Source organism: Pseudomonas sp. TWRC1-2, assembly GCF_049896685.1.
Classification (GTDB): domain Bacteria; phylum Pseudomonadota; class Gammaproteobacteria; order Pseudomonadales; family Pseudomonadaceae; genus Aquipseudomonas.
The window spans coordinates 233356-253893 of sequence record NZ_JAFCUU010000002.1; the positions used below are offsets into that span (position 1 = coordinate 233356).

18 protein-coding genes, 1 tRNA gene and 1 pseudogene are annotated in these 20538 nt (G+C 61.3%); 7 read left to right on the forward strand and 13 right to left on the reverse strand.

Features of this window, described 5'->3' with window-relative positions; translation table 11 throughout:
* Positions 1 to 53: 53 nt before the first annotated feature.
* Together ACP7B3_RS05535 and ACP7B3_RS05540 are read right to left on the reverse strand one after the other, a co-directional pair.
* Positions 54 to 929 (reverse strand): LysR family transcriptional regulator, encoded by an 876-nt coding sequence (locus tag ACP7B3_RS05535; protein ID WP_242195409.1) that lies wholly within the window; start codon positions 927 to 929, stop codon positions 54 to 56.
* Between the two features lie 22 nt (positions 930 to 951).
* The gene (locus tag ACP7B3_RS05540) at positions 952 to 2163 is read right to left on the reverse strand and encodes a YeeE/YedE family protein (RefSeq protein ID WP_426178352.1); all 1212 of its coding nucleotides are present in this window, start codon (positions 2161 to 2163) and stop codon (positions 952 to 954) included.
* 330 nt (positions 2164 to 2493) lie between these two features.
* On the opposite strand from ACP7B3_RS05540, the gene ACP7B3_RS05545 reads away from it, so the two are divergent.
* From ACP7B3_RS05545 to ACP7B3_RS05555, 3 genes are read left to right on the forward strand one after another with little or no spacing between them, the layout of a single operon-like run.
* Entirely contained in the window at positions 2494 to 2931 is a 438-nt protein-coding gene (locus ACP7B3_RS05545; protein WP_262207896.1) for a MarR family winged helix-turn-helix transcriptional regulator, read from the forward strand.
* 22 nt (positions 2932 to 2953) lie between these two features.
* Positions 2954 to 3517, forward strand: coding sequence for an isochorismatase family protein (locus ACP7B3_RS05550; protein ID WP_426178354.1), 564 nt, complete (start codon positions 2954 to 2956; stop codon positions 3515 to 3517).
* Positions 3518 to 3524: 7 nt separating this feature from the next.
* Positions 3525 to 4769 (forward strand): MFS transporter, encoded by a 1245-nt coding sequence (locus ACP7B3_RS05555; protein ID WP_426178356.1) that lies wholly within the window; start codon positions 3525 to 3527, stop codon positions 4767 to 4769.
* On the opposite strand, the gene ACP7B3_RS05560 is transcribed toward ACP7B3_RS05555, so the two are convergent.
* Both ACP7B3_RS05560 and ACP7B3_RS05565 read right to left on the reverse strand, forming a co-directional pair.
* Entirely contained in the window at positions 4744 to 5610 is an 867-nt protein-coding gene (locus ACP7B3_RS05560) for a DNA/RNA non-specific endonuclease (RefSeq protein ID WP_426178358.1), read from the reverse strand. The genes ACP7B3_RS05555 and ACP7B3_RS05560 overlap by 26 nt on opposite strands.
* A 129-nt stretch (positions 5611 to 5739) precedes the next feature.
* Positions 5740 to 6957 (reverse strand): annotated as a pseudogene (locus ACP7B3_RS05565) (MFS transporter).
* Between the two features lie 56 nt (positions 6958 to 7013).
* On the opposite strand from ACP7B3_RS05565, the gene ACP7B3_RS05570 reads away from it, so the two are divergent.
* A complete protein-coding gene (locus ACP7B3_RS05570; protein WP_426178360.1) occupies positions 7014 to 7193 on the forward strand; it encodes a hypothetical protein in 180 nt (59 codons plus the stop codon).
* Between the two features lie 214 nt (positions 7194 to 7407).
* Here ACP7B3_RS05570 and ACP7B3_RS05575 read toward each other — a convergent pair.
* Positions 7408 to 7483 (reverse strand) — tRNA-Asn (locus ACP7B3_RS05575).
* A gap of 86 nt (positions 7484 to 7569) precedes the next feature.
* Positions 7570 to 8454 (reverse strand): LysR family transcriptional regulator, encoded by an 885-nt coding sequence (locus ACP7B3_RS05580; RefSeq protein WP_119742410.1) that lies wholly within the window; start codon positions 8452 to 8454, stop codon positions 7570 to 7572.
* Between the two features lie 101 nt (positions 8455 to 8555).
* Between ACP7B3_RS05580 and lldD the strand changes: the two genes are divergently transcribed.
* Positions 8556 to 9698 (forward strand): FMN-dependent L-lactate dehydrogenase LldD, encoded by a 1143-nt coding sequence (gene lldD, locus ACP7B3_RS05585; protein ID WP_242195446.1) that lies wholly within the window; start codon positions 8556 to 8558, stop codon positions 9696 to 9698.
* 281 nt (positions 9699 to 9979) lie between these two features.
* Positions 9980 to 10909, forward strand: a complete 930-nt coding sequence (locus tag ACP7B3_RS05590) for a GGDEF domain-containing protein (RefSeq protein ID WP_369301195.1) — start codon at positions 9980 to 9982, stop codon at positions 10907 to 10909.
* 22 nt (positions 10910 to 10931) lie between these two features.
* Here ACP7B3_RS05590 and ACP7B3_RS05595 read toward each other — a convergent pair whose 3' ends face one another.
* The 7 genes from ACP7B3_RS05595 to ACP7B3_RS05625 form a co-directional block, all read right to left on the reverse strand.
* Entirely contained in the window at positions 10932 to 11705 is a 774-nt protein-coding gene (locus tag ACP7B3_RS05595; RefSeq protein ID WP_277933581.1) for a TenA family transcriptional regulator, read from the reverse strand.
* 77 nt (positions 11706 to 11782) lie between these two features.
* Positions 11783 to 14257, reverse strand: a complete 2475-nt coding sequence (locus ACP7B3_RS05600; protein ID WP_426178363.1) for an EAL domain-containing protein — start codon at positions 14255 to 14257, stop codon at positions 11783 to 11785.
* Between the two features lie 195 nt (positions 14258 to 14452).
* Positions 14453 to 16255 (reverse strand): ABC transporter ATP-binding protein, encoded by a 1803-nt coding sequence (locus tag ACP7B3_RS05605; RefSeq protein WP_426178365.1) that lies wholly within the window; start codon positions 16253 to 16255, stop codon positions 14453 to 14455.
* Entirely contained in the window at positions 16248 to 16850 is a 603-nt protein-coding gene (locus ACP7B3_RS05610; protein ID WP_177410076.1) for a DsbA family protein, read from the reverse strand. The genes ACP7B3_RS05605 and ACP7B3_RS05610 overlap by 8 nt, the downstream gene beginning before the upstream one ends.
* Positions 16851 to 16886: 36 nt before the next feature.
* Positions 16887 to 17828 carry a rhodanese-related sulfurtransferase gene (locus ACP7B3_RS05615; protein ID WP_131700399.1) on the reverse strand — a complete coding sequence of 314 codons (942 nt, stop codon included), beginning with the start codon at positions 17826 to 17828 and terminating at the stop codon, positions 16887 to 16889.
* Positions 17829 to 18016: 188 nt separating this feature from the next.
* On the reverse strand, positions 18017 to 18310 hold the full coding sequence (locus tag ACP7B3_RS05620) for a BolA family protein (protein ID WP_426178367.1): 294 nt from the start codon (positions 18308 to 18310) through the stop codon (positions 18017 to 18019).
* A 6-nt stretch (positions 18311 to 18316) separates the two neighbouring features.
* Entirely contained in the window at positions 18317 to 18835 is a 519-nt protein-coding gene (locus ACP7B3_RS05625) for a DUF2059 domain-containing protein (RefSeq protein ID WP_003175221.1), read from the reverse strand.
* A gap of 193 nt (positions 18836 to 19028) precedes the next feature.
* Here ACP7B3_RS05625 and ACP7B3_RS05630 point away from each other — a divergent pair, with 193 nt between their 5' ends.
* Complete coding sequence (locus ACP7B3_RS05630) at positions 19029 to 20417, forward strand: class II fumarate hydratase (protein ID WP_242195464.1); 1389 nt, start codon at positions 19029 to 19031, stop codon at positions 20415 to 20417.
* Positions 20418 to 20538 lie beyond the last annotated feature (121 nt).

The following is a 20538-nucleotide window of genomic DNA, read 5'->3' on the forward strand; positions in this document are numbered from 1 at the left end:
CGATAAAGCGCATATCTTTCGTCCTGAGCCTCAATTTTTTCGATGCTCGCGCCCTACTTCGGCGCACCGAGCACTTCCATGATGCACGCCCTGAATAACGCGAAGAGCGGCAGTTGGCGCTGGGTGTACTTGGTGAGCAAGACGATTTCGCGATGGAAAGTCAGCTCGTCCAATCGCAAAACCCGCACGTCGCTGCCGTGTTCCAGCCACAAGCCGGCCAGTGGCACCAGGGACACGCCGAGGCCGCTGCGGACCATCTTGACGATGGCGTCCAACTCATCAAGCTCCAGCGCCTGCTGCGTCTGAATCTTTTGCTCCTTGAGAAACTGCGTGACCTGGCGGCCACCGAACGAGCCCCGGTCGTATCGCACAAACGGCTGCTCGCGCAGGATCTGCAACGGGTCATCACCCGGCACGTCCTTGGCGGTGATCAGCACAAAAGGCTCGCGGGCGATGACCTCGACATTCAGCTCCTTTGGCAGATTGAACGGCGGGCGAATCATGATCGCCAGGTCCAGTTCACCGGCATCGACCTGGCTGAGCAGGTTCAGCGAAACCCCCGGCACCAGGTTGACTTCAATAAACGGCGCACGCTGTTTGAGGGCCACCAGCGCCTTGGGCAGGATGCCGGTCTGCACACTGCCAATGGCGCCGATGCGCAACGAACCGTGGAAGTTGTTGGCCCTGTCGGGCGTGCCCATGCGCGAGAAAATATCGAGGATTTCCTCCGCCAGCGGCACCGCACGCTGCCCTGCCGAGTTGAGCGTGGCGGAGCGGCCGGTGCGGTCGAACAGCTTCACCCCCAGCGCGTCTTCAAGGTGCTTGATCTGCGCGCTCACGGCCGATTGCGTCAGCCCCACCTGCTGGCCGGCAGCGGCAAAAGTGCCGCGCCGCGCGGCGCTGACGAAGGTCCTCAGTTCTCGAATCATGCCGCATACCTCACTGGTTCGCTCAGCAGCCGCTCAACGCCACCTGCGGCCGCTCGCCCGCAAAGAAGAAGGGACGCAACCGCACGCCCACGCCGTTACCGATAAACGCCGCCACCAACCATACCCAGCCATGCAGGCTGCCCGAGGCGATGCCGCTGAAGTACGCGCCGATATTGCAACCGTACGCCAGGCGCGAACCGTAACCCAGCAACAAGCCACCGATCACCGCCGCCACCAGCGAGCGCGCGGGGATTTTCAGGCTTGGCGCAAAACGCCCGGCCAGGCCGGCCGCCAGCAGCGCACCAAGGACGATGCCGATGTCCATCACGCTGGTGATGTCTTCCCACACCGGTGCGGCCAGGGCCTTGGCATTGCCCGGCACCTGCCAGAACACCCAGTTGGCCACGTCCACACCCAAACCGCTGGCGACCTTGGCGCCCCACAGCGCGAACGCCGAGGTAATGCCCCACGGCCGCCCGGCCAGCGCCAGGGTGGCGTAGTTGAGCAGCGCCAGGCCAATCGCGCCCCATACCAAGGGCCACGGCCCGCGCAGGAAACGGCGCAGGCCGGTGTGCTCGCTGGTCACGCCCTCTTCCAGTTGGCCATGACGGCCCTTCTCCAGGCGCAAGGTGACGGCTGCAATGATCGCGAACACCGCCAGGCTCAAGAGCAGCGCCGGTACGACGCCGAAGCTTTTGACGATGGACACCGCCGGAAACGCCGGCAGTGCAAACCACCAATCAACATGGTGGGTGGCGATCAACGACCCGCAAATGAAGAAGAACAACGTCACCAACATACGCGCATTGCCGCCGCCCACGGTGAACAACGTGCCCGAGGCACAACCGCCGCCCAGCTGCATGCCGATGCCGAAGATAAACGCGCCAAACACCACCGACACGCCGGCCGGCGCCACCAGCCCGACCACCGGCTGACCAAACAGCGTGCCTGCCCCCAGCGCCGGGAAAAACAGCACGACCGCCACCGCCAGCATCACCATCTGCGCTCGCAAGCCGGCGCCACGCCGATCATTGATGAACACGCGCCAGGCCGAGGTAAAGCCAAAGGCGGCGTGATACAGGGTCAAACCCAGTGCCGCGCCGACCACCAGCAACAGCACCTGGCGTGAGCCGACACTGCTTTGCAGGAACACGGCGCCCGCCACCAAGATGATAAAAGCCACCAGCGGCGCGATAGGCTTGCGCGCGGGGGCAAGGGAGAGAGAGGTACTCATCGGGGATCTCGGGTTGTTTGAGTTTGAAGGTTTGCAATGGGGGGCGAGTATAAACCGAGGGCCGTGGTGTGGTGCGCTCGCTTATTTTGACCAGCGGGCATCCTGTGGCGAGCGGGCTTGCCCCGCACTGGGGCGCGAAGCGGCCCTAAAACCTGCCAGCGAGGTCTTACTGGAAAATCGCGTTAACCGAACTGGGGCTGCTTCGCAGCCCAACGCGGGGCAAGCCCGCTCGCCACAACAAGCCCACTCGCCACAACAAGTAGCCTTTATGAAGAAAAATTTATACAGCCAAACTGTAGAGTTTTCCTGCACGGGTGCTACGGTTAAGGCATGACCGACTCTTCTCCTGACACCGCCACCCTGGCCGCCGAACTGCGCATCTCACTGGGCAAGCTGATCCGCCGCCTGCGCGAACAGACTCACCCCGATGATTTCACCACCGCGCAAAAGTCGGTGTTGCTGCGCCTGGACCGCGATGGCCCGACGACCGTGTCCGCCCTCGCCCGCGCTGAAAGTGTGCGGCCGCAGTCGATGCGCATCACCGTGGCTGGGCTTGAGGCAATGCAAGCCGTCAGCGGCAAGCCTGACCCATCCGATGGCCGGCAGACGCTGATCGAACTGACGCCCACCTTGCGCAAACACCTGACCCAAAGCCGCGCCGCCAAAGACGATTGGCTGCTGCACGCGCTGCAGGAACAGCTGTCACCCCAGGAACAACACGAACTCGCCGCTGCGGTGAAACTGCTGGAGCGCCTCGCCGACTTTTGAATCACCCGATTGAGGAAATAGCATGGCTGTCACCTCGCTGGATGCAACAACCGCCCTGATCATCGTGGACCTGCAACACGGCATCGTGGGTTACCCTTTTATTCATCCCATTGGCGAGGTGATAGAGCGGTCGCGTGCACTGCTCGACGCCTTTCGCGAACGCGGGCTGCCGGTGGCGCTGGTGAATGTCAGCGGCTTTGCGCCGGGACGCACCGAGCGGCCGCGTCGCAGCACTGAGCTGCCAGCCGATTGGGCCGATTTGATTGCGCAACTCGGCCAGCAGCCCAGCGACATTCTGGTGACCAAACGCAGTTGGGGCGCCTTCGCCAATACGGACCTTGAAGCGCAGTTGAAGGCGCTCAATGTCACGCAAGTGGTGATCACGGGCGTCGTCACCGGCACCGGCGTCGAAGCCACCGCGCGGCAGGCGTATGAATTCGGCTTCAACGTGACCCTGGCCATCGATGCCATGACCGACGTCAGCCCCGAGGCCCACGCCTACAGCCTGCAGCACGTGTTCCCCAAGCTGGGCGAATCGGGCACGGCGAAAGCCATCATCGAGTTGCTCGACAACCGGGGGAACTGAAGCCGTCATGAGTTTCCTCGGCACGTTCCGTTCCCTGCGCAGCCCCAACTACCGCATCTGGGCCGCCGGCGCGCTGGTGTCCAACGTCGGCACCTGGATGCAACGCACCGCCCAGGATTGGCTGGTGCTGACTCAACTCACGCCGCACAACGCCGCCGCGGTGGGTATCGTGATGGCGCTGCAGTTCGGGCCGCAACTGTTGTTGCTGCCGTGGACCGGGTTTGCCGCCGATCACTACGACCAGCGCAAGCTGTTGATCTTCACTCAGGCGGTGATGGGCCTGCTGGCGCTGACGCTGGGCGTGTTCACCATCACCGGCTTCGTGCAGCTGTGGCATGTGTACGTGTTCGCGTTTTTATCCGGCTGCGCCTCGGCATTCGATGCGCCGGTGCGGCAGATTTTCGTCGCGGAACTGGTGGGCGAGAAGGACTTGTCCAACGCCATCGCACTCAACTCCACCTCGTTCAACATGGCGCGCATGATCGGCCCGGCCGTGGCCGGCGTGACCATCGCGTCGGTGGGTACCGGCTGGGCGTTCCTGCTCAATGGCTCGAGCTTTTTTGCGGTGCTGGCGTCGCTGTTTTTCCTGCGCGTCTCAACTCAACACACCAAGGTGCGCGCGCTGCGTACCAAAGGCAGCCTTACCGAAGGCATGCGTTACGTGTGGGCACGGCCGGACCTGAAGGCGATCCTGCTGATGCTGTTTCTGATCGGCACCTTCGGCATGAACTTCCCGATTTTCATCTCGACCATGGCCGTCACCGTGTTCCATGCCGACGCGCGCGGCTACGGGCTGCTGACCTCGACCCTGGCCATCGGCACCATCGCCGGTGCGCTGATTGCCGCGGGCAGCGAACGCCCCCGGTTCAAGTCTCTGCTGACCGGTGCGGCAGTGTTTGGATTTGGCTGCATGCTGGCAGCCCTGGCGCCCAATTACTGGACGTTTGCGATTGCGCTGGTGGTCATCGGCGTGGGCGCCATGACCTTCAGCAACACCACCAACAGCCTGATGCAACTGACCACCGAGCCCGCGATGCGCGGCCGGGTAATCGCCCTGCGCGTCGCCGTCGCCTTGGGCGGCACGCCAATTGGCGCGCCCATCGTCGGTTGGGTCGCCGACCACTTGGGCCCGCGCTGGGCGCTGGTGGTCGGCGCGGTGTCAGGCATCCTGGCGGTGGGCGTGGCGCTCTACACAATCAAGCGCCAGCTGGATCGGCCGCAGGTGATCACGTCCGACCCACCGACCCCGTGACCGGCAGATTGCCCAGCAGCTTGAGGCCAGTGCTCTTCACAAACGTCTCGTAGTCCATCGGCTTCTGGATGCGCGTTTCAGCGTTGGGCAGCACATAGGCCCAGGCACGTTTCGACGAGGCGTCGTACACCAGCTTGAACAGGCGCGTCGGCACCCAGACCTTGTTGTCGCCGATGGTGCTGTAGCCCGCGTCGAACAACGGGCCAGTGAACACAAACACATCGCCGCCGGCACGCACGGCAAACTTGCGCACATCCGCCTCGACCTTGCTCCAGATCTTGCGGTTGTTGGTAGGGTCTTGCGGCACCATGTTCGACAGCGCGAAGGATTGCGCCATGGCGTTCGCGCTCGGCGCGTCGGCCGCCGGAGACTGATGACCACGGTCCACGGCCGGGTGCTGACTGCGGTAGTCGCTCAACTCGGCGCGAGCGCCTTTGGGGATGCGCGGGTCTGCGTAGAACTGGTTGGTGCGTTCCTCGCCTTTGGCGTTCCTGAGCTGCGCGGCGTTCAAGCGCTCGACCACCACCAGCGGCGTCTTGCTCGTTTGCGAGTAGAGCACCGCAAAATTATCGGAACACAACGCCATGGGTTTCATGGTGCTGGGCACGGTGGCGGTGTTGATCGGTGTTGCACCGGGGAACAGATCGGCGCAGCTGGCGAACGTGGGTTGCTGTTGCTTGCTGGAATAGAGGTCGAGGGCCGCGCGCTGGCTGGTCGAGCCTGCGCGTGAAGTGTGTGCCTGGGCGGGTGGCTTGATAAGGTCGAACAAACCACGGGCATCTGCCCCGGTGGAAAGCAAAACAAGGGCTGACAGCCCGACTGCAATTTTGCGCAGGTGCATGCATGACTTCTTTGAAAGGGAGTAAGCGGCAGGCTCCGCTGGCGGAGCCAAGTGGATGATCTTGCGAGGTTTATTGACCCTCGCAAGGCATTTTAGTGCGGCCTCTTCACGCGTTTTTCAGCAACCCTGTCAATGCCCCGCCACGGCGGGCTTGCCCGCCCCGCGCGCGCCTGGCTTGAAGGCATGGGTGTGCGCGCGCCAGGCAATCGCAAACGACAGCGCGACCAACAACGCCATCGCCCAGGGAAATGAGGCAACGCCCCAGGTATCGAGCAGTACGCCGCCCACAACGCCACTGCCGGCAATCGCGCTGTTCTATGCCACCACGTTCAGCGACAGCGCCACGTCTGCGCCGTCACCCGCCGCGTCCGCGAGGGCTGTTTGCAGCAAGGTCGCCGCGCCGCCAAAACTCAAACCCCACACTGCCACGCCGAGGTAAATCACCTGCGGCCTATTGCCTACAAAACCGAACACCACGCTCACGGCCGCAAACGTCGCCAGGCTGACCAGCACGGTGCGGCGCAACAGCGGTTCGACCAACTTGGCCGTCAGCCAAATCCCCGCCAACGCAGCAATCCCGAACACCAGCAGCACCACATCCACGCGGTCGCCCAAGCCGGCCAGCGCCACGAACGGGGCGATATAGGTGTACAGAATGTTGTGCGCCAGCATCCAACTGATCACCACCGCCAGCACGGGCCGTACACCGGGCGTGGTCAGCACCTTGCCGAGCGACACACGCTGGTGCGCGGCCTGGGGCGGATAGTCCGGGAATTTCACCAGCACCCACACAATCAACATCAGCGTCAGCGCCGACATGAGGCCGAACGTGGTACGCCAGCCCACCAGCCCGCCCAGCCAAGTGCCCAGCGGTACACCCAGCGACAGCGCAATCGGCGTGCCGACCATCGCCAAGGCCAGCGCCCTGCCCTGTTGATGCGGCGCGACCATGCGGCGGGCGTAACCGGCCAGCAGGCTCCAGGCCAACCCTGCCGCCACGCCGGCGAAGAAGCGCGCCACCAGGGTTACGCCATAGTGCGACGACAGCGCAGTGATGGAATTGAACAGCAGAAACCCGACGATGGTCAGCAACAGCACATTGCGCCGGCGCCAGCCGCGGGTGGCAATGGTCATGGGGATCACCGCCAGCACCGAACCCAGCGCGTAGGCGGTGACCATCTGCCCGGCCAACGACGGCGAAATCGCCAGGCCCTCGCTGATCAACGGCAGCAGGCCGGCGGGCAGGGTTTCGGTGACGATGCAGATGAAGCCGGTCATGGCCAGCGCGAGCAATGCGCCGATGGGCAGGCGGTCGGACGCGGCGGATACGCTGGGTGAGGGTGTCACAGGCAACTCCTTAAAGCTGAGGCGATTTAAATATCAATCTGGCGCTGCCGACCGCCATGATCTGCAACAACCTCGAAGCCCGGATTTGCTTTGCCGTGCAGGGCATCGGTATCGCCTATCTGCCCGACTTGGCCATCCGCCACGCACTTGCCGCCAACACGCGGGTGCAAATCCTCAAAGACTGTTCACGCGCATCTGCTTCCCGAGCAAGCATTAACGCCTGGCACTACGGCTGAGACGCACGCGCTCGCTGACCACTTCCACTAATTCGGTTTGATTGCGAACCAACACATTCGAATCGTGCGGTTGATGTGGGGAATAATGAAGAGATAGCCTTGAGCCGCTATTCGAGTGCGATCGTAGGACTGGCGAACCGAGAGCATCAACGCGTGATGGCGCACCAAATCCAAGGCAAAAAAAAGCCTGCATCTCTGCAGGCTTTTCTCTATCTGGCTCCACGACCTGGACTCGAACCAGGGACCCAATGATTAACAGTCATTTGCTCTACCAACTGAGCTATCGCGGAATGCGCCGTATGTTACTGATTAAAAAGAAGAAGTCAAGCACTGAGGCATATTTTCCAGAATTCCCTCGGATAACCACTGCAAACGTCTATACCGGGCTGGCCATTTCCTTGGCCAGGTCCAGCCAGGCGCGGGCGGCGGGCGGCAGGTGCGCACTGGCGCGCCACGCCAGGGCGATGTGCCAATCAGTGTGCGCCTCGTCCAGGGCAATCAAGGCGATGCCGGGTTGTTGATGCTTGTGCGCAAGCATGCGCGGCAGGAAAGCGACGCCTAGCCCCGCCGCCACCAAGTCGACGATAAAGTCGATCTGGCCGCTGCGGGCCGTCACCCTCGGCGTCACGCCTTTGCGTTCACAGGCGGCAAGGATCTTGGCATTCAGGGCAAAACCCGCTTCGAACAGGATAAACGGCGAATCCGCCAAGTCGTTGAAATCAATGCGTGTGCGTTGGGCGAGTGGATGGCTCATGGGCAGCACGGCCATCAAGGGTTCGTTGCGCACCGACTGATAGTCGAAATCTTCATCCATGGGCAACAGCAGCGCCGCCAGATCGACCTCCCCGGCTTCCAGGCATTCACGCAATTTCTTGCTGCCATACTCGGTAAGCTCGATATCGATATCCGGGTACAGCCTGCGGTAAGCGGCGAACATCGCGGCAAACAACACGCCGCAGCCCACGGGCGGCAAGCCAATGCGCAATACGCCGCGCTTGAGCCCGCGCAGGTCGTTGATCTCGGCCACCAAATCGTTGCGTTCAGCGAGCAACACCAGCGCGCGGCGGTAGGCAATTTCGCCAGCGGCGGTCAGTTCGTTCCTGTGGCCGAGGCGATTGAGCAGCGGCGTACCCAACTCATCTTCCAGCGTCTTGACCGCCTTGCTCACGGTGGACTGAGTCAGGGACACCACCTGGGCCGCCTGGGAGAAACCGCCCTGACGCACCACTTCGACAAAGGCGCGCAATGTTCTGAGGTTCATCGGTATTCCTTTAGCGACTGGCTGCTAGCGATAAAAGTTGTTTTTATCATGCCAGATATTTCCTTATGCTGAACCCACCTTGCCTTGTGGAGACCCTGTTGATGATCATCTCGTCCGCTTCCGATTACCGCGCAGCCGCAAAGCGCAAACTGCCGCGCTTTCTGTTCGACTACATCGACGGCGGCGCCTACGCCGAACACACGATGCGCGCCAACAGTTCGGATTTGGCCGAGATCAGCCTGCGCCAGCGCATCCTGCGCAATGTCGACAACCTGAGCCTCAAGACCCACCTGTTCGGCCAGGAACTGGCCATGCCCGTGATCCTGAGCCCGGTGGGGCTTACCGGCATGTACGCGCGGCGCGGTGAGGTGCAAGCGGCAAAGGCAGCGGCGAACCAGGGCATTCCGTTTTGTTTGTCGACGGTGTCGGTGTGTTCGATTGAAGAAGTGGCGTCGCAGAGCCCGCAGTCGATCTGGTTCCAGCTCTACGTGCTCAAGGACCGTGGGTTCATGCGCAATGCGCTGGAGCGTGCGCAGGCTGCCGGGGTCACCACACTGGTATTCACCGTGGACATGCCGACGCCTGGCGCGCGTTACCGCGATGCGCACTCCGGCATGTCCGGGCCGTTCGCGGCATCGCGACGCATGCTGCAAGCGGTCACCAAACCGCAATGGGCCTTCGACGTAGGCCTGATGGGCCGCCCGCACGACCTGGGCAATATCTCAAAATACCTCGGCAAACCTACTCATCTGGAAGATTACATCGGCTGGCTGGCCAACAACTTCGACCCGTCCATCAGTTGGAAAGACCTGGAGTGGATCCGTGAATTCTGGAAAGGCCCGATGATCATCAAAGGCATTCTCGACCCGCAGGATGCCAAGGATGCGCTGAGTTTCGGCGCCGACGGTATCGTGGTCTCCAACCACGGCGGCCGTCAGCTCGATGGCGTGCTCTCCACCGCCAGAGCCTTGCCGCCGATTGCCGATGTGGTTGGCGATGACCTGACGGTACTGGTCGACTCGGGCATCCGTTCCGGGCTGGATGTGGTGCGCATGCTCGCACTGGGTGCCAAGGCCTGCCTGCTGGGACGCGCGACGGCCTACGCGCTGGCCGCCGATGGCCAGCACGGCGTTGAAAACCTGCTGGACATCTTCGCCAAGGAGATGCGCGTGGCCATGACGCTGACCGGCGTGACGTCGATTGACCAGATTGACAGCACTACGCTGGTTCAATCAGCCAAATAACTGACGTCATTACCCAACGACTGTTTTTACTCTGTAAAACGGTCGTTGATTTATAAGAAGTTTTAATAAGTTAAACGAAATGGCATGAATCTCGCTCTAATCCCTTTCAAGCAGGTTAGGCGATGACAAGACGTGCGGCGGTATCCAGGGGTTATAACCCATGGTAAAGCGGTTTAAACTGTTACCAATGTTTTACGGAACTGAAGGAACAGTAAGACGCTTGGCACTCGCCACTCTCACGCAGCCTGTAAGACAGTTAAGTGCTTAGAGGCAGATAGCTTATGAAAACACCGACCCAGACTCACGCAATTGACTTCGACAGTGCCAAATTGCAACGCCTGGGTTTTGGTCAGCCATCTCTCCTGCCACCCCGTCGACCGACGTCGTTTGCCCAGCTTCGTCAGCAATTGAGCCAACAATTGCAAGTCAGTCTGGAGCCCCAGCGCATCCTTGGCCTGTTCTTTCGCGAGATTCAGCGCCTGGTGCCTCTGGACGCATTGCAGTATCGCCACGAAGCCAGCGACCTGCGCCTGGAATTTGGTCATCGCGGCCACCACTCGGTGAGCTATGCCTTGAGCCATGAAGGTGAGCACTTGGGCGAGCTGGTATTTCGACGCAATCAACGCTTGCTGGAAGACGAACTGGTCCAGCTTGAAGCGCTGCTGGCAACCTTGCTTTACCCGATGCGCAATGCCCTGCTCTACCGCGCCGCCACTCGCAGCGCTCTGCGCGACCCGTTGACCGAAACCGGTAATCGCGTGGCCATGGACCAGACCCTGCAACGCGAAATCGACATGGCCCGGCGGCACATGAACCCGTTGTCCCTGCTGATGCTGGACATCGATCACTTCAAGAACATCAACGACACTCACGGCCATGCAACCGGCGACACCGTCCTGCGCGCGGTGGCCGGGGCGATCAAGAGCCAGTTGCGCAATGTCGACATGGTGTTTCGATTTGGCGGGGAAGAGTTTCTGATCCTGCTCTCCAACACCGGCCGGGACGCGGCAGGGATGGTTGGCGAGCGCCTGCGCAAGGCGGCACAAGCTCAGGACTATTGGGCGGAGACCACACGGGTCGAGCTGACGGTGAGCCTGGGATGTTCGACGCTGTTGGCCGCCGAGTCTGCCGAAAGCCTGTTGCGCCGTGCCGACAACGCCTTGTACGTGGCCAAGCGCGAAGGTCGCAACCGCTTGGCAATGGCGGGGTAAACACCCCGCCATCACGCTTACATCACGCCTCGCTGGCGACGCGAACCTGACGTTCGCGAGTGGCCGCAGGCGCCTTTGCTTTTTCGTTCTCCAACCGCATGCAGCTTTCCAAGAACAGGTACATGTAGTCGTAGCTCTTGCACACCGCCTGACGCAGCTCTACCTGCAGGGCTTTGCTGGGGTTCATCCCGGCCAGGGTGCAGATGATTTCCAGCGCTTCCCATGGGTGGGCGTCGTCATACTGCGCGTGCATCTTCAACCACTTCATGGCGCGCTTGCGGTCTTCCTCAGGGAAGGCTGCCGCGTACACACCGGTCGAGCACACCACCGCCGACCACTCACCGGTTGCGCCTTCGATCGCGTAGTTGGTGGCGGCAATCGCGACAATCAACGAATCGGCCGAGCTGGTATGCCAGCACCAATGGCTCAGTGCGTGCAGTTCAGGCGGTACGTTCTGCGCTTGCAGTTCTTCCAGGCTGACGCCGTGGGCACGGGCCCAATGCACCCAATAGTCGGCGTGGTTGAGCTCCACGCGAATATTGCGCATCAACCACCGGCGCGCCATATCCTCCCCAGGATGACGGGCAAACTTGGTCTTGGTGAGGTTTTGTGCCATGTACAAGGCAAACTGTTCAACCACTGGCCAGCCACCGATCAGGTAGTGACGCAGGGTCTTGGCGCTGAGCGTGTTGTCACGCATGCGCTGATACAGTTCGTGCTCGACAACTCGGCGCTTGCTCTCGCTACAGTCCTGGATCAATTGCTGCGCCCAGGCGGGGTAACTCGAGGCTTCCATAAGCGGGCCGGTTCTGTTGAATGTGTCGATCACTGTAAGGCTCCTTTTTAAGTGTGATTGTACAGACCAGCAAAGTTTCAGCGGAATGTGCCGGGCGCCTTGAATAACAGAGGCTGCGGCCGCACAGGTCGACACTGCAAGCTGTCAAAGGTAAACAATTGCGGGCGTTCAATCAGGTAGCCCTGAGCGTAATCCACACCTATCTCCAGTAACGCCTGTTCGATTTGCGGTGTTTCAACAAACTCGGCAATTGTGCGCTTACCCATGACATGGCCGATGTGGTTGATCACTTCGACCATAGCGCGGTTAATCGGGTCGTCCAGCATATCCTTTACGAAACTTCCATCGATCTTCAGGAAGTCTACAGGTAAATGTTTCAGATAGGCGAATGAGGACATTCCGGCGCAAAAATCGTCGAGCGAAAAATGGCAACCTAAGGCTTTGAGTTCATTAATAAAGCGAATTGCACTGCCCAAATTCGCTATAGCGCTGGTTTCGGTTATTTCAAAACAAATCATTTCAGGCGGAATGCTGTAAGTCTCGAATTTCTCACGTAAAAACCCAAGAAAATCGTCATCTCCAATAGTTATCCCTGACAGATTTATCGCACACATGGCCATAGGTCGGCCCGCACGCTCGTGCATGCAACGAGCGATGATCTTGAATACGTTCTCCACCACCCAGCGGTCCAGCGAAGTCATTAAACCGTAACGTTCGGCGGCGGGGATAAAACTGTCGGGAAGGATGATCCGGCCCGCCTCGTCGTGCAGGCGCAGCAGGATTTCAATATGGCCATTGCCGCCATCTGTTTGGCCCAGCGGGGAGATTTCCTGCGCGTAGAGGCAAAAGCGATTCTCCTCCAACGCCATGTGCAGGCGCTGCACCCAAGCCATCTCGCCAAAACGCACGGACAACTCCGAGTCATCCGCGTGGTAGACCTGCACACGGTTGCGCCCCTTTTCCTTGGCCATGTAGCACGCCATGTCGGCGGCTCGTAACGAGGCTTCCAGCGTGGTCGGGGTTTGCGAAATGTGCACCAGGCCAATACTGACAGTGGTCATGAAGGGCCGCCCCTTCCACACAAAATGCAGGCTTTGCACGGTATGGCGCAGGCTCTCGGCGATCTTTTCCGCCACAGGTACCGGGCAGTTCTCCAGCAGAATGCCGAACTCGTCCCCGCCCAGCCGCGCCAGCGTGTCACCCTCACGCAGGTCCGATTGCAGCAGTGCGCAGATGTGGCGCAGCAACTCATCGCCCGCCGCATGACCGCAGGTGTCGTTGACCAATTTGAACTGGTCAAGGTCGAGAAACATCAGCGCATGCCGCCCGCTTTGCTGGCGCCCCGCAGGGTGCAGCACTTGCTCAAGGCGATACTCGAATTCGCGGCGGTTGGCCAGGCCGGTCAACGCATCGTGGGTCGCTTGCCAGGAGAGGTTGGCAATGTATTGACGCTCCTGAGTCATGTCGTGCAGCACCAGCACCGCGCCGCTGACCTTGCCTGCACTGCGAATCGGCGCGCCCACCAACGTCACTGAAACGGTACTGCCGTCCAGGCGCTGGATCAGCTTCGAATGTTCGCTGCCGCCACTGAGCTGGCCCTTGATAATGTGCTCCAGCAGCGTAAAACCGTCCGGCTCGGCGTTTTCGTCCAGCAGCTTGAACAGCGCCGCCAGGGGCAACCCTTGGGCCTGCGCCGAGCGCCAGTGAGTCAGTGCCTCCGCCGCAGGGTTCATGTAGGCAATGGCGCCGTCGACGTCGGTGGTGATCACGCCGTCGCCGATCGACTCAAGAGTGATCTGCGCTCGCTCCTTCTCCACCTGCAGGGCATCGGCGAAGGCATGGCGCTGGGTCAGCAACTTGTGGGTGCGCAGCAGGGCCAGCACGATCAGGCCCAGTGCGGTGGCCAGGTTAGTGATCAACAGCAGGCGCAGGATGACCCGCGAGCCCTCGCCCAGGGCATCACTGAAGGCCTTGGCAGCCGGCGTAACGCCGTCGTTGATGGCGGTGATGCGCGTTTTCCAGGCGTGCACGTCGGTGCTGCTGGCCTGGTCAGCGCTGATCGCCCGATGCATGGTGCGCGCCAGGTCATCCAGTTGCACCAGGTAACCGTCGCCCACGGTCCACAGCTCGATGGCCTTTTCCAGATAACTGAAATGGCGGAAGTTGAGGTACAGCCAGATCAGGCTGGAAACGTCATCAGGGTGGTTGCCGCCCTTGAGGATACCCAGGCGCGCGGCCGTCAGGTCGGGGGTGGGCCGGTCGAGGGCAATGCGCAATTCATGCCCGCCTTGGGGCACTGAGATGGCTTGCTGGTATTTGAGGTAAGTGGCCGGATCGCGGTTGTCGGCGTAAAGGGTCAGGTAGTAGATCGCATCTTTCTGGCCCTTGGACCACAGGCTTTCACCGGCCACATAACCGCGTACCGCCGAGAGCATGTAGAGGCTGACGCAACCCAGCAATGCCTGGAACAGTACCACCGCGATAAACGGCCAGACGATGCCCAACAACCGAGGCGTACTTAACGTCGTTCCGAGAGTGCGCTTTTGCTTCATGAGGTCCCTTGCACAAGCACTACCAAAAACAGGCGAGTGATTAACGCTCCTGACAGCACAATCTTGGCTAAATTCGCTCGATCCGCTCAAGGGCGCCGGCTCGATTCAGCGCCTGAACCTTGAACGGCGCAGGAAAGCCGCTATTTCCTGGGGAGACTCTTGTGCCTGCCAGAGTCAATCATTGCAAACCCAACATCACCTAACTTGCTGCAAATGTCCGTAGAGCTTGGCGTACAGGCCACCGTCAGCGATCAACTGCTGATGATCGCCATCCTCGGCGATGTGCCCACCATCAAACACCAGTACCCGGTCAGCCTGTTTCACCGCTGAAAGCCGGTGCGCGATGATCAGTGTAGTACGCCCACTGAGAAACCGCGCCAGCGCCAGGTGCAGGTTGTACTCGGTGGCGGCGTCCAGGGCGGACGTGGCCTCATCCAGAATCACCACTTTGGGCTCGGCCAACACCATTCGCGCAATGGCCAGGCGTTGACGCTGACCGCCGGAAAAGCGTACGCCGGAGCGCCCCACTACGCTGTCCAGCCCCAACGGCAGTGCCTTGACGGTAGCATCCAACTGGGCGATTTCCAGTGCCTGCCAACAGGCCTGGTCGCTGCGGGTGCGCCCCATGGTCAGGTTGGCGCGCACGGTGTCGTTGAACAACGCCGGGTGTTGCAGCACCACGGCGACGTTTTCGCGGATGGTCGCAAGCCCGATTTCCTGCTGGGTGGCCCCGCCGAAGCGAATGCTGCCGGCTTGCGGCGTATACAACCCCAGCAGCAGTTGCACCAAAGTACTTTTGCCGCCGCCACTGGCGCCGACAATCGCGACCTTCTCACCCGGCGCAATGGCCAGGTTCAACTGGTCGAGCACCAGTTCGTCGCCGTAGCCGAAATCCAGGCCGCGCACCTCGATGCCGACGGTCTCACGCCCGGTAAACGGGTCTGCGCCGCCGGCATACTGCGGCTCGTCGGCGCGCGCCAGCAGCTCGTTGATCCGCGTCAGCGCCCCGCCCGCCGCGTAGTAAGCGTATTGCAGGTTCAACAGTTGCTCCACCGGCCCGATCATGAACCACAGGTAGCTGAACACCGCGAGCATCTGGCCGATGGACAAGTCGGAAAACAGCACGGTGAGCATCGCCGCAGCGCGGAAGATGTCGATGCCAAACTGAAACAACAAGCCACTGGCACGGCTGGAGGCGTCGGTTTTCCATTGGGAGTGGATCGCGTAGTCGCGCACTTCCTGGGCGCGCTGGCCAAGGCGCCCGAGGAAAAAGCCCTGGCGGTTGCCCGCCCGCACTTCCTGAATCGCGTCGAGGGTTTCGGTCAACGCCTGGGTAAAGCGCGACGTGCTGTCGTTTTCAAGCTTCTTCAAGTGTTTGACGCGTTTGCCCAGCTGTACCGTGGCGTAGATCACCAGCGGATTGAACAGCAGGATCAGCAGCGCCAGCTGCCAGTGCATCCACACCAGAATCGCCGAAGTACCGACCAGCGTGAGCATGGCCACCAGGAAGCGACTGAGGGTTTCGCCGACAAATTTGTCCAGCGTATCCAGGTCGGTGACCAGGTGCGTGGTGACCGTGCCGCTGCCCAGGCTTTCGTATTCGCCAAGGGAAATGCGCTTGAGCCGCTCAATCAGGCGCACGCGAATGCGATAGACAATGTCCTTCGCCATCCGCGCAAACAGCCGCGCCTGCACCACGTTGAACACCAGTGCGCCGCAACGCAGGCACAGCGTCACCAACAACATCAGGCCGATATAACCGGCAGCCTTCTGCCAGCCCAGGGGCAACGCGTTGTTCATCACCTTGAGCGCGGCATCGCCACGGCCCAGCAACACTTCGTCGACCAGCAGGGGCAACAGCAAGGGAATCGGCACGCTGCACAACGTCGCCAGCACAGCGACGCCATTGGCAATCCACAGCGATTTTTTGTGGCGCAGGGCCAGACGGCGAATTTCCGCCCAGGTCAGTCGGTCGGTCCGGTCGGGCTGGTCATGCACAGGTGGCTCGCTCCAACCAGCGGGCGAGCAATGGCGACAGCTCGGACAGCGGCTGGTAGCCGTTGGTCAACAAGGCCAACTGACCGTTACGCTCCGCCAGAAGGGTCGGGAAACCGGCAATGCCCAGATCCTGCACCCAGGTGAAATCAGCGGCCGTCGCGGCGTGCTGCTCGGCGCGGTCGAACGCGCCGGCAAACTCGATACGCGGGATGCCCGCCTCCTCGGCCAGTTCGACCAGCACGCTGGCCAGGGTCACATCGCGGCCCTCGACGTAAAACGCGCGCTGGATCAACCCCAGCAGCTTCCACGCGCAATCCGGCGCCAGGCTGCGCGCCGTGACGATGGCGCGGCACGCGGGCTCGGTGTCATAGACAAAACCATCGGGCAACGCGCCTTCACGTGTGAACGGCTGACCGGTGGCTTCGGTGACCGCCTGCCAGTGCTCAAGGATGTAGCGCCGGGTGGTCGGCTCCAATGCCGCGCCACTGCCGGTGCGCAAACCACCCACCACCAGGTGCAGCTCAACGCCCGCAGCCTGGGCCTGCTCGACCAACGCTTCGGCCACCGGGGCAAAGCCCCAGCACCAGGAACACATCGGGTCCATCACATAGAGCAGGCGCGCGGGCATGGGTCAGGCCTCGGAAGGGGTTTGCTTATAGTTGAAGCCAATCGGGTGCGGCATATTGCGGGCCTTGGCCAGCTCGATCTGCTTTTGCCGGTCAATCGCGCTGCGACGGGTCTTCTCCGGCAGCTTATCCCAGCAATGCGGGCAGCTGATGCCAGCCACATAGTGCTCGGACGCGCGGTCTTCGACGCTCACCGGTGTACGGCAGGCATGACATTGATCGTAGTCGCCTTCGCTCAAGTCGTGGCGCACGGTCACGCGGTTGTCGAACACAAAGCAGTCGCCCTGCCATTTGGTCTCTGCCTGCGGCACCTCTTCGAGGTACTTCAGAATGCCGCCCTTGAGGTGGTACACCTCATCAAAGCCTTCGCTGAGCATGTAGCTCGAAGCCTTTTCACAGCGAATGCCACCGGTGCAGAACATGGCGACTTTCTTGTGCTTGGCCGGGTCGAAGTTGGCTTTGATGTAGTCGGGAAATTCGCGAAAACTGGTGGTTTTCGGGTCAATCGCGCCTTCAAAGGTGCCAATGGACACTTCGTAATCGTTACGGGTGTCGATCAACAGCACTTCCGGGTCGCTGATCAGCGCGTTCCAGTCCTGCGGGTCGACGTAGGTGCCGACTTTTTTGTTCGGGTCGACGCCTTCGACGCCCAGGGTCACGATCTCTTTCTTGAGCTTGACCTTGGTGCGATAGAACGGCTGCTCATCGCAGTACGACTCTTTGTGGTCGATGTCGTCCATGCGTGGGTCGTTCTTCAGCCACGCCATCAGGCCATCGATGCCTTCGCGGCTGCCGGAAACGGTGCCGTTGATGCCTTCTTCGGCGATCAGCAACGTGCCTTTGATGCCGTTGTCGACCATCGCCTGCAGCAGTGGCTCGCGCAGGGCGACGTAATCTTCGAGGGTGACGAACTTATACAGTGCCGCCACGACAATCGGTTGAGTCATGGGTGTTCTCTCCAGGTGGCTACCCTCGTAAGGGGTGAACCGGATAACGGCAGCTGGGTTTTTTAGCCGCAAGCTGCAAGTAAAAGCAAAAAAAACGCGCCGACTAGGCGGCGCGTTGGGGATTGTAGCAAGAAGGCAGCTGCGAGGGCTCTAATCTTGTCGCGTGCAGCTGACAACTTGTGGCTGCTTCAATGCCCTCCGGCGCAGGTCGGCGAGGCCGGGGCTGCGTCGATTTTCGCCCATTCTTCAGGCGTGTAGGTATGCAGCGCCAACGCATGAAACTCGCTCATCAGGTTACCCAGCGTGGCGTAGACCGTCTGATGGCGCTTGACGCGGTTAAGCCCTTCGAACTGCTGGCTGACCAGCACGGCCTTGAAGTGGGTCTGCAACCCACGGCTGTGCATATGGCTTTCATCCAGCACGCTCACGTGTTGCGGGCTCAGGGCGGCGAGCGCCGTTTCGATACGCTGTTGCATGGTCATTCCTGCTTACTTCTTCTTGGCCGGTGCGGCGGCTTTTGGCGCCAGCTCGTTGGTCATGTCTTCCAACAGCTTGTTGACTACCGGCACAGCGCTTTCCAGCTTGGCCTGGGTCATCTGGGCCGATTGCTGGGTCAGCTGCGGCATTTTTTCCAGGACTTTTTTACCCAGTGGCGACTGGTAGAAGGCAACCAGGTCCTTGAGTTCGGATTCGCTGAAGTTGGTGGTGTAGAGCTTGACCATGTCCGGTTTCAGCTTCGGCCAGCCGATGGCTTGGTCCAGCGCGGCGTTGGCCTTGGCCTGGTAGCTGTCCAGTACGGACTGCTTGGCGGCAGGCGCCTTGGTCTGTTCGAAACGCTGGGCGAACATTTGCTGCACTTGCATGTACACCGGGGTACCCAGCTTGTCAGCGTGGGCCAGGGTAAGGAAGGCTTCGGCACTGGCGTTATGGCTGGCGGTATCGGCAAAAACTTGGCCGCTGGCGCAAACCAGAGCAACCGCGGTACAGATGGCACGAAGACGAGTCATCGAGTTTCCTTTTCTAGCAGGCGAGGTAAGACCCCAAGGGCGACCATTCTGCGCCTAAAAAACCTCGCGGCTCAACCCCAGGCCTTGTTCGGCCTGGATTTGCAGGACTTGCCTGCGATGAAAAGTCTTTTATGGAACCCCCAAGGCCCATCACGGCCTAAACTGCGCAAACGAACCTGAAGGAGTGTGCCCGATGAGCCGTATCGAAACCGACAGCCTGGGAGAAGTGCATGTCCCGGATGACGCTTACTGGGGCGCGCAGACCCAACGCTCGCTGGTGAATTTCGCCATCGGTGAGCAACGCATGCCTTTGGCCGTGCTGCATGCCCTGGCCCTGATCAAGAAGGCAGCGGCGCGGGTCAACGACCGCAACGGCGACTTGCCTGCCGATATCGCCCGCCTGATCGAACAGGCCGCCGATGAAGTGCTCGACGGTCAACATGACGATCAGTTCCCACTGGTGGTCTGGCAGACCGGCAGCGGCACCCAGAGCAACATGAACGCCAACGAAGTCATCGCCGGCCGCGCCAACGAACTGTCGGGCCAGACCCGCGGCGGCAAAAGCCCGGTGCACCCGAACGATCATGTCAACCGCTCCCAAAGCTCCAACGACTGCTTCCCCACCGCCATGAGTATCGCGACGGTGCAGGCGATCAACACGCAACTGCTGCCGGCGATCACCAACCTGTCGGGTGGGCTGGCGGAACTGTCGGCGCGGCACATGAAGCTGGTCAAGACCGGCCGCACCCACATGATGGACGCCACCCCGATCACTTTTGGCCAGGAAGTTTCTGCGTTTATCGCCCAGCTCGACTACGCCGAACGCGCGATCCGCAGCGCCCTGCCCCCGGTGTGCGAACTGGCCCAGGGCGGCACCGCCGTCGGCACCGGGCTCAACTCGCCCCACGGCTTTGGCGAGGCGATTGCCGCCGAGTTGGCCGCCTTGTCGGGGCTGCCCTTTGTGACCGCCCCGAACAAATTCGCCGCCCTCTCCGGCCACGAGCCGCTGGTAACCCTGCACGGCGCGCTGAAAACCCTGGCCGTGGCGCTGATGAAAATCGCCAACGACCTGCGCCTGCTCGGCTCCGGCCCGCGCGCCGGGTTGGCCGAGGTCAAGTTGCCAGCCAACGAGCCGGGCAGTTCGATCATGCCGGGCAAGGTCAACCCGACCCAATGCGAAGCGCTGTCGATGCTGGCCTGCCAGGTGCTGGGCAATGACGTGACCATCGGCATTGCCGCCAGCCAGGGGCACTTGCAGTTGAACGTGTACAAGCCGGTGATCATCCACAATCTGCTGGAATCGATCCGCCTGCTGGCCGACGGTTGCAACAACTTCCAGGAACACTGCATTGCCGGCCTTGAGCCGGATGCAGAACAAATGGCCGAACACCTGGAACGCGGCCTGATGCTGGTGACCGCGCTCAACCCGCACATTGGCTACGACAAGTCGGCGCAGATCGCCAAGAAGGCGTATGCCGAGGGCCTGACACTGCGTGAAGCCGCGCTGGCGCTGGGCTTCTTGACTGATGAAGAGTTCGACCAGTGGGTACGCCCGGAAAACATGCTCGAAGCCGGCCACTAACCTCAGGTTGTTGATCTGCTTGTGATCTAAGGCGCCCCGTTAACCACGCTGGCTGCACACCGAGCCTAGGTGCCGAGTGGTGGGGCGAGGACCTTTTGCTTATTTTTGGCTGGGCCGGCAT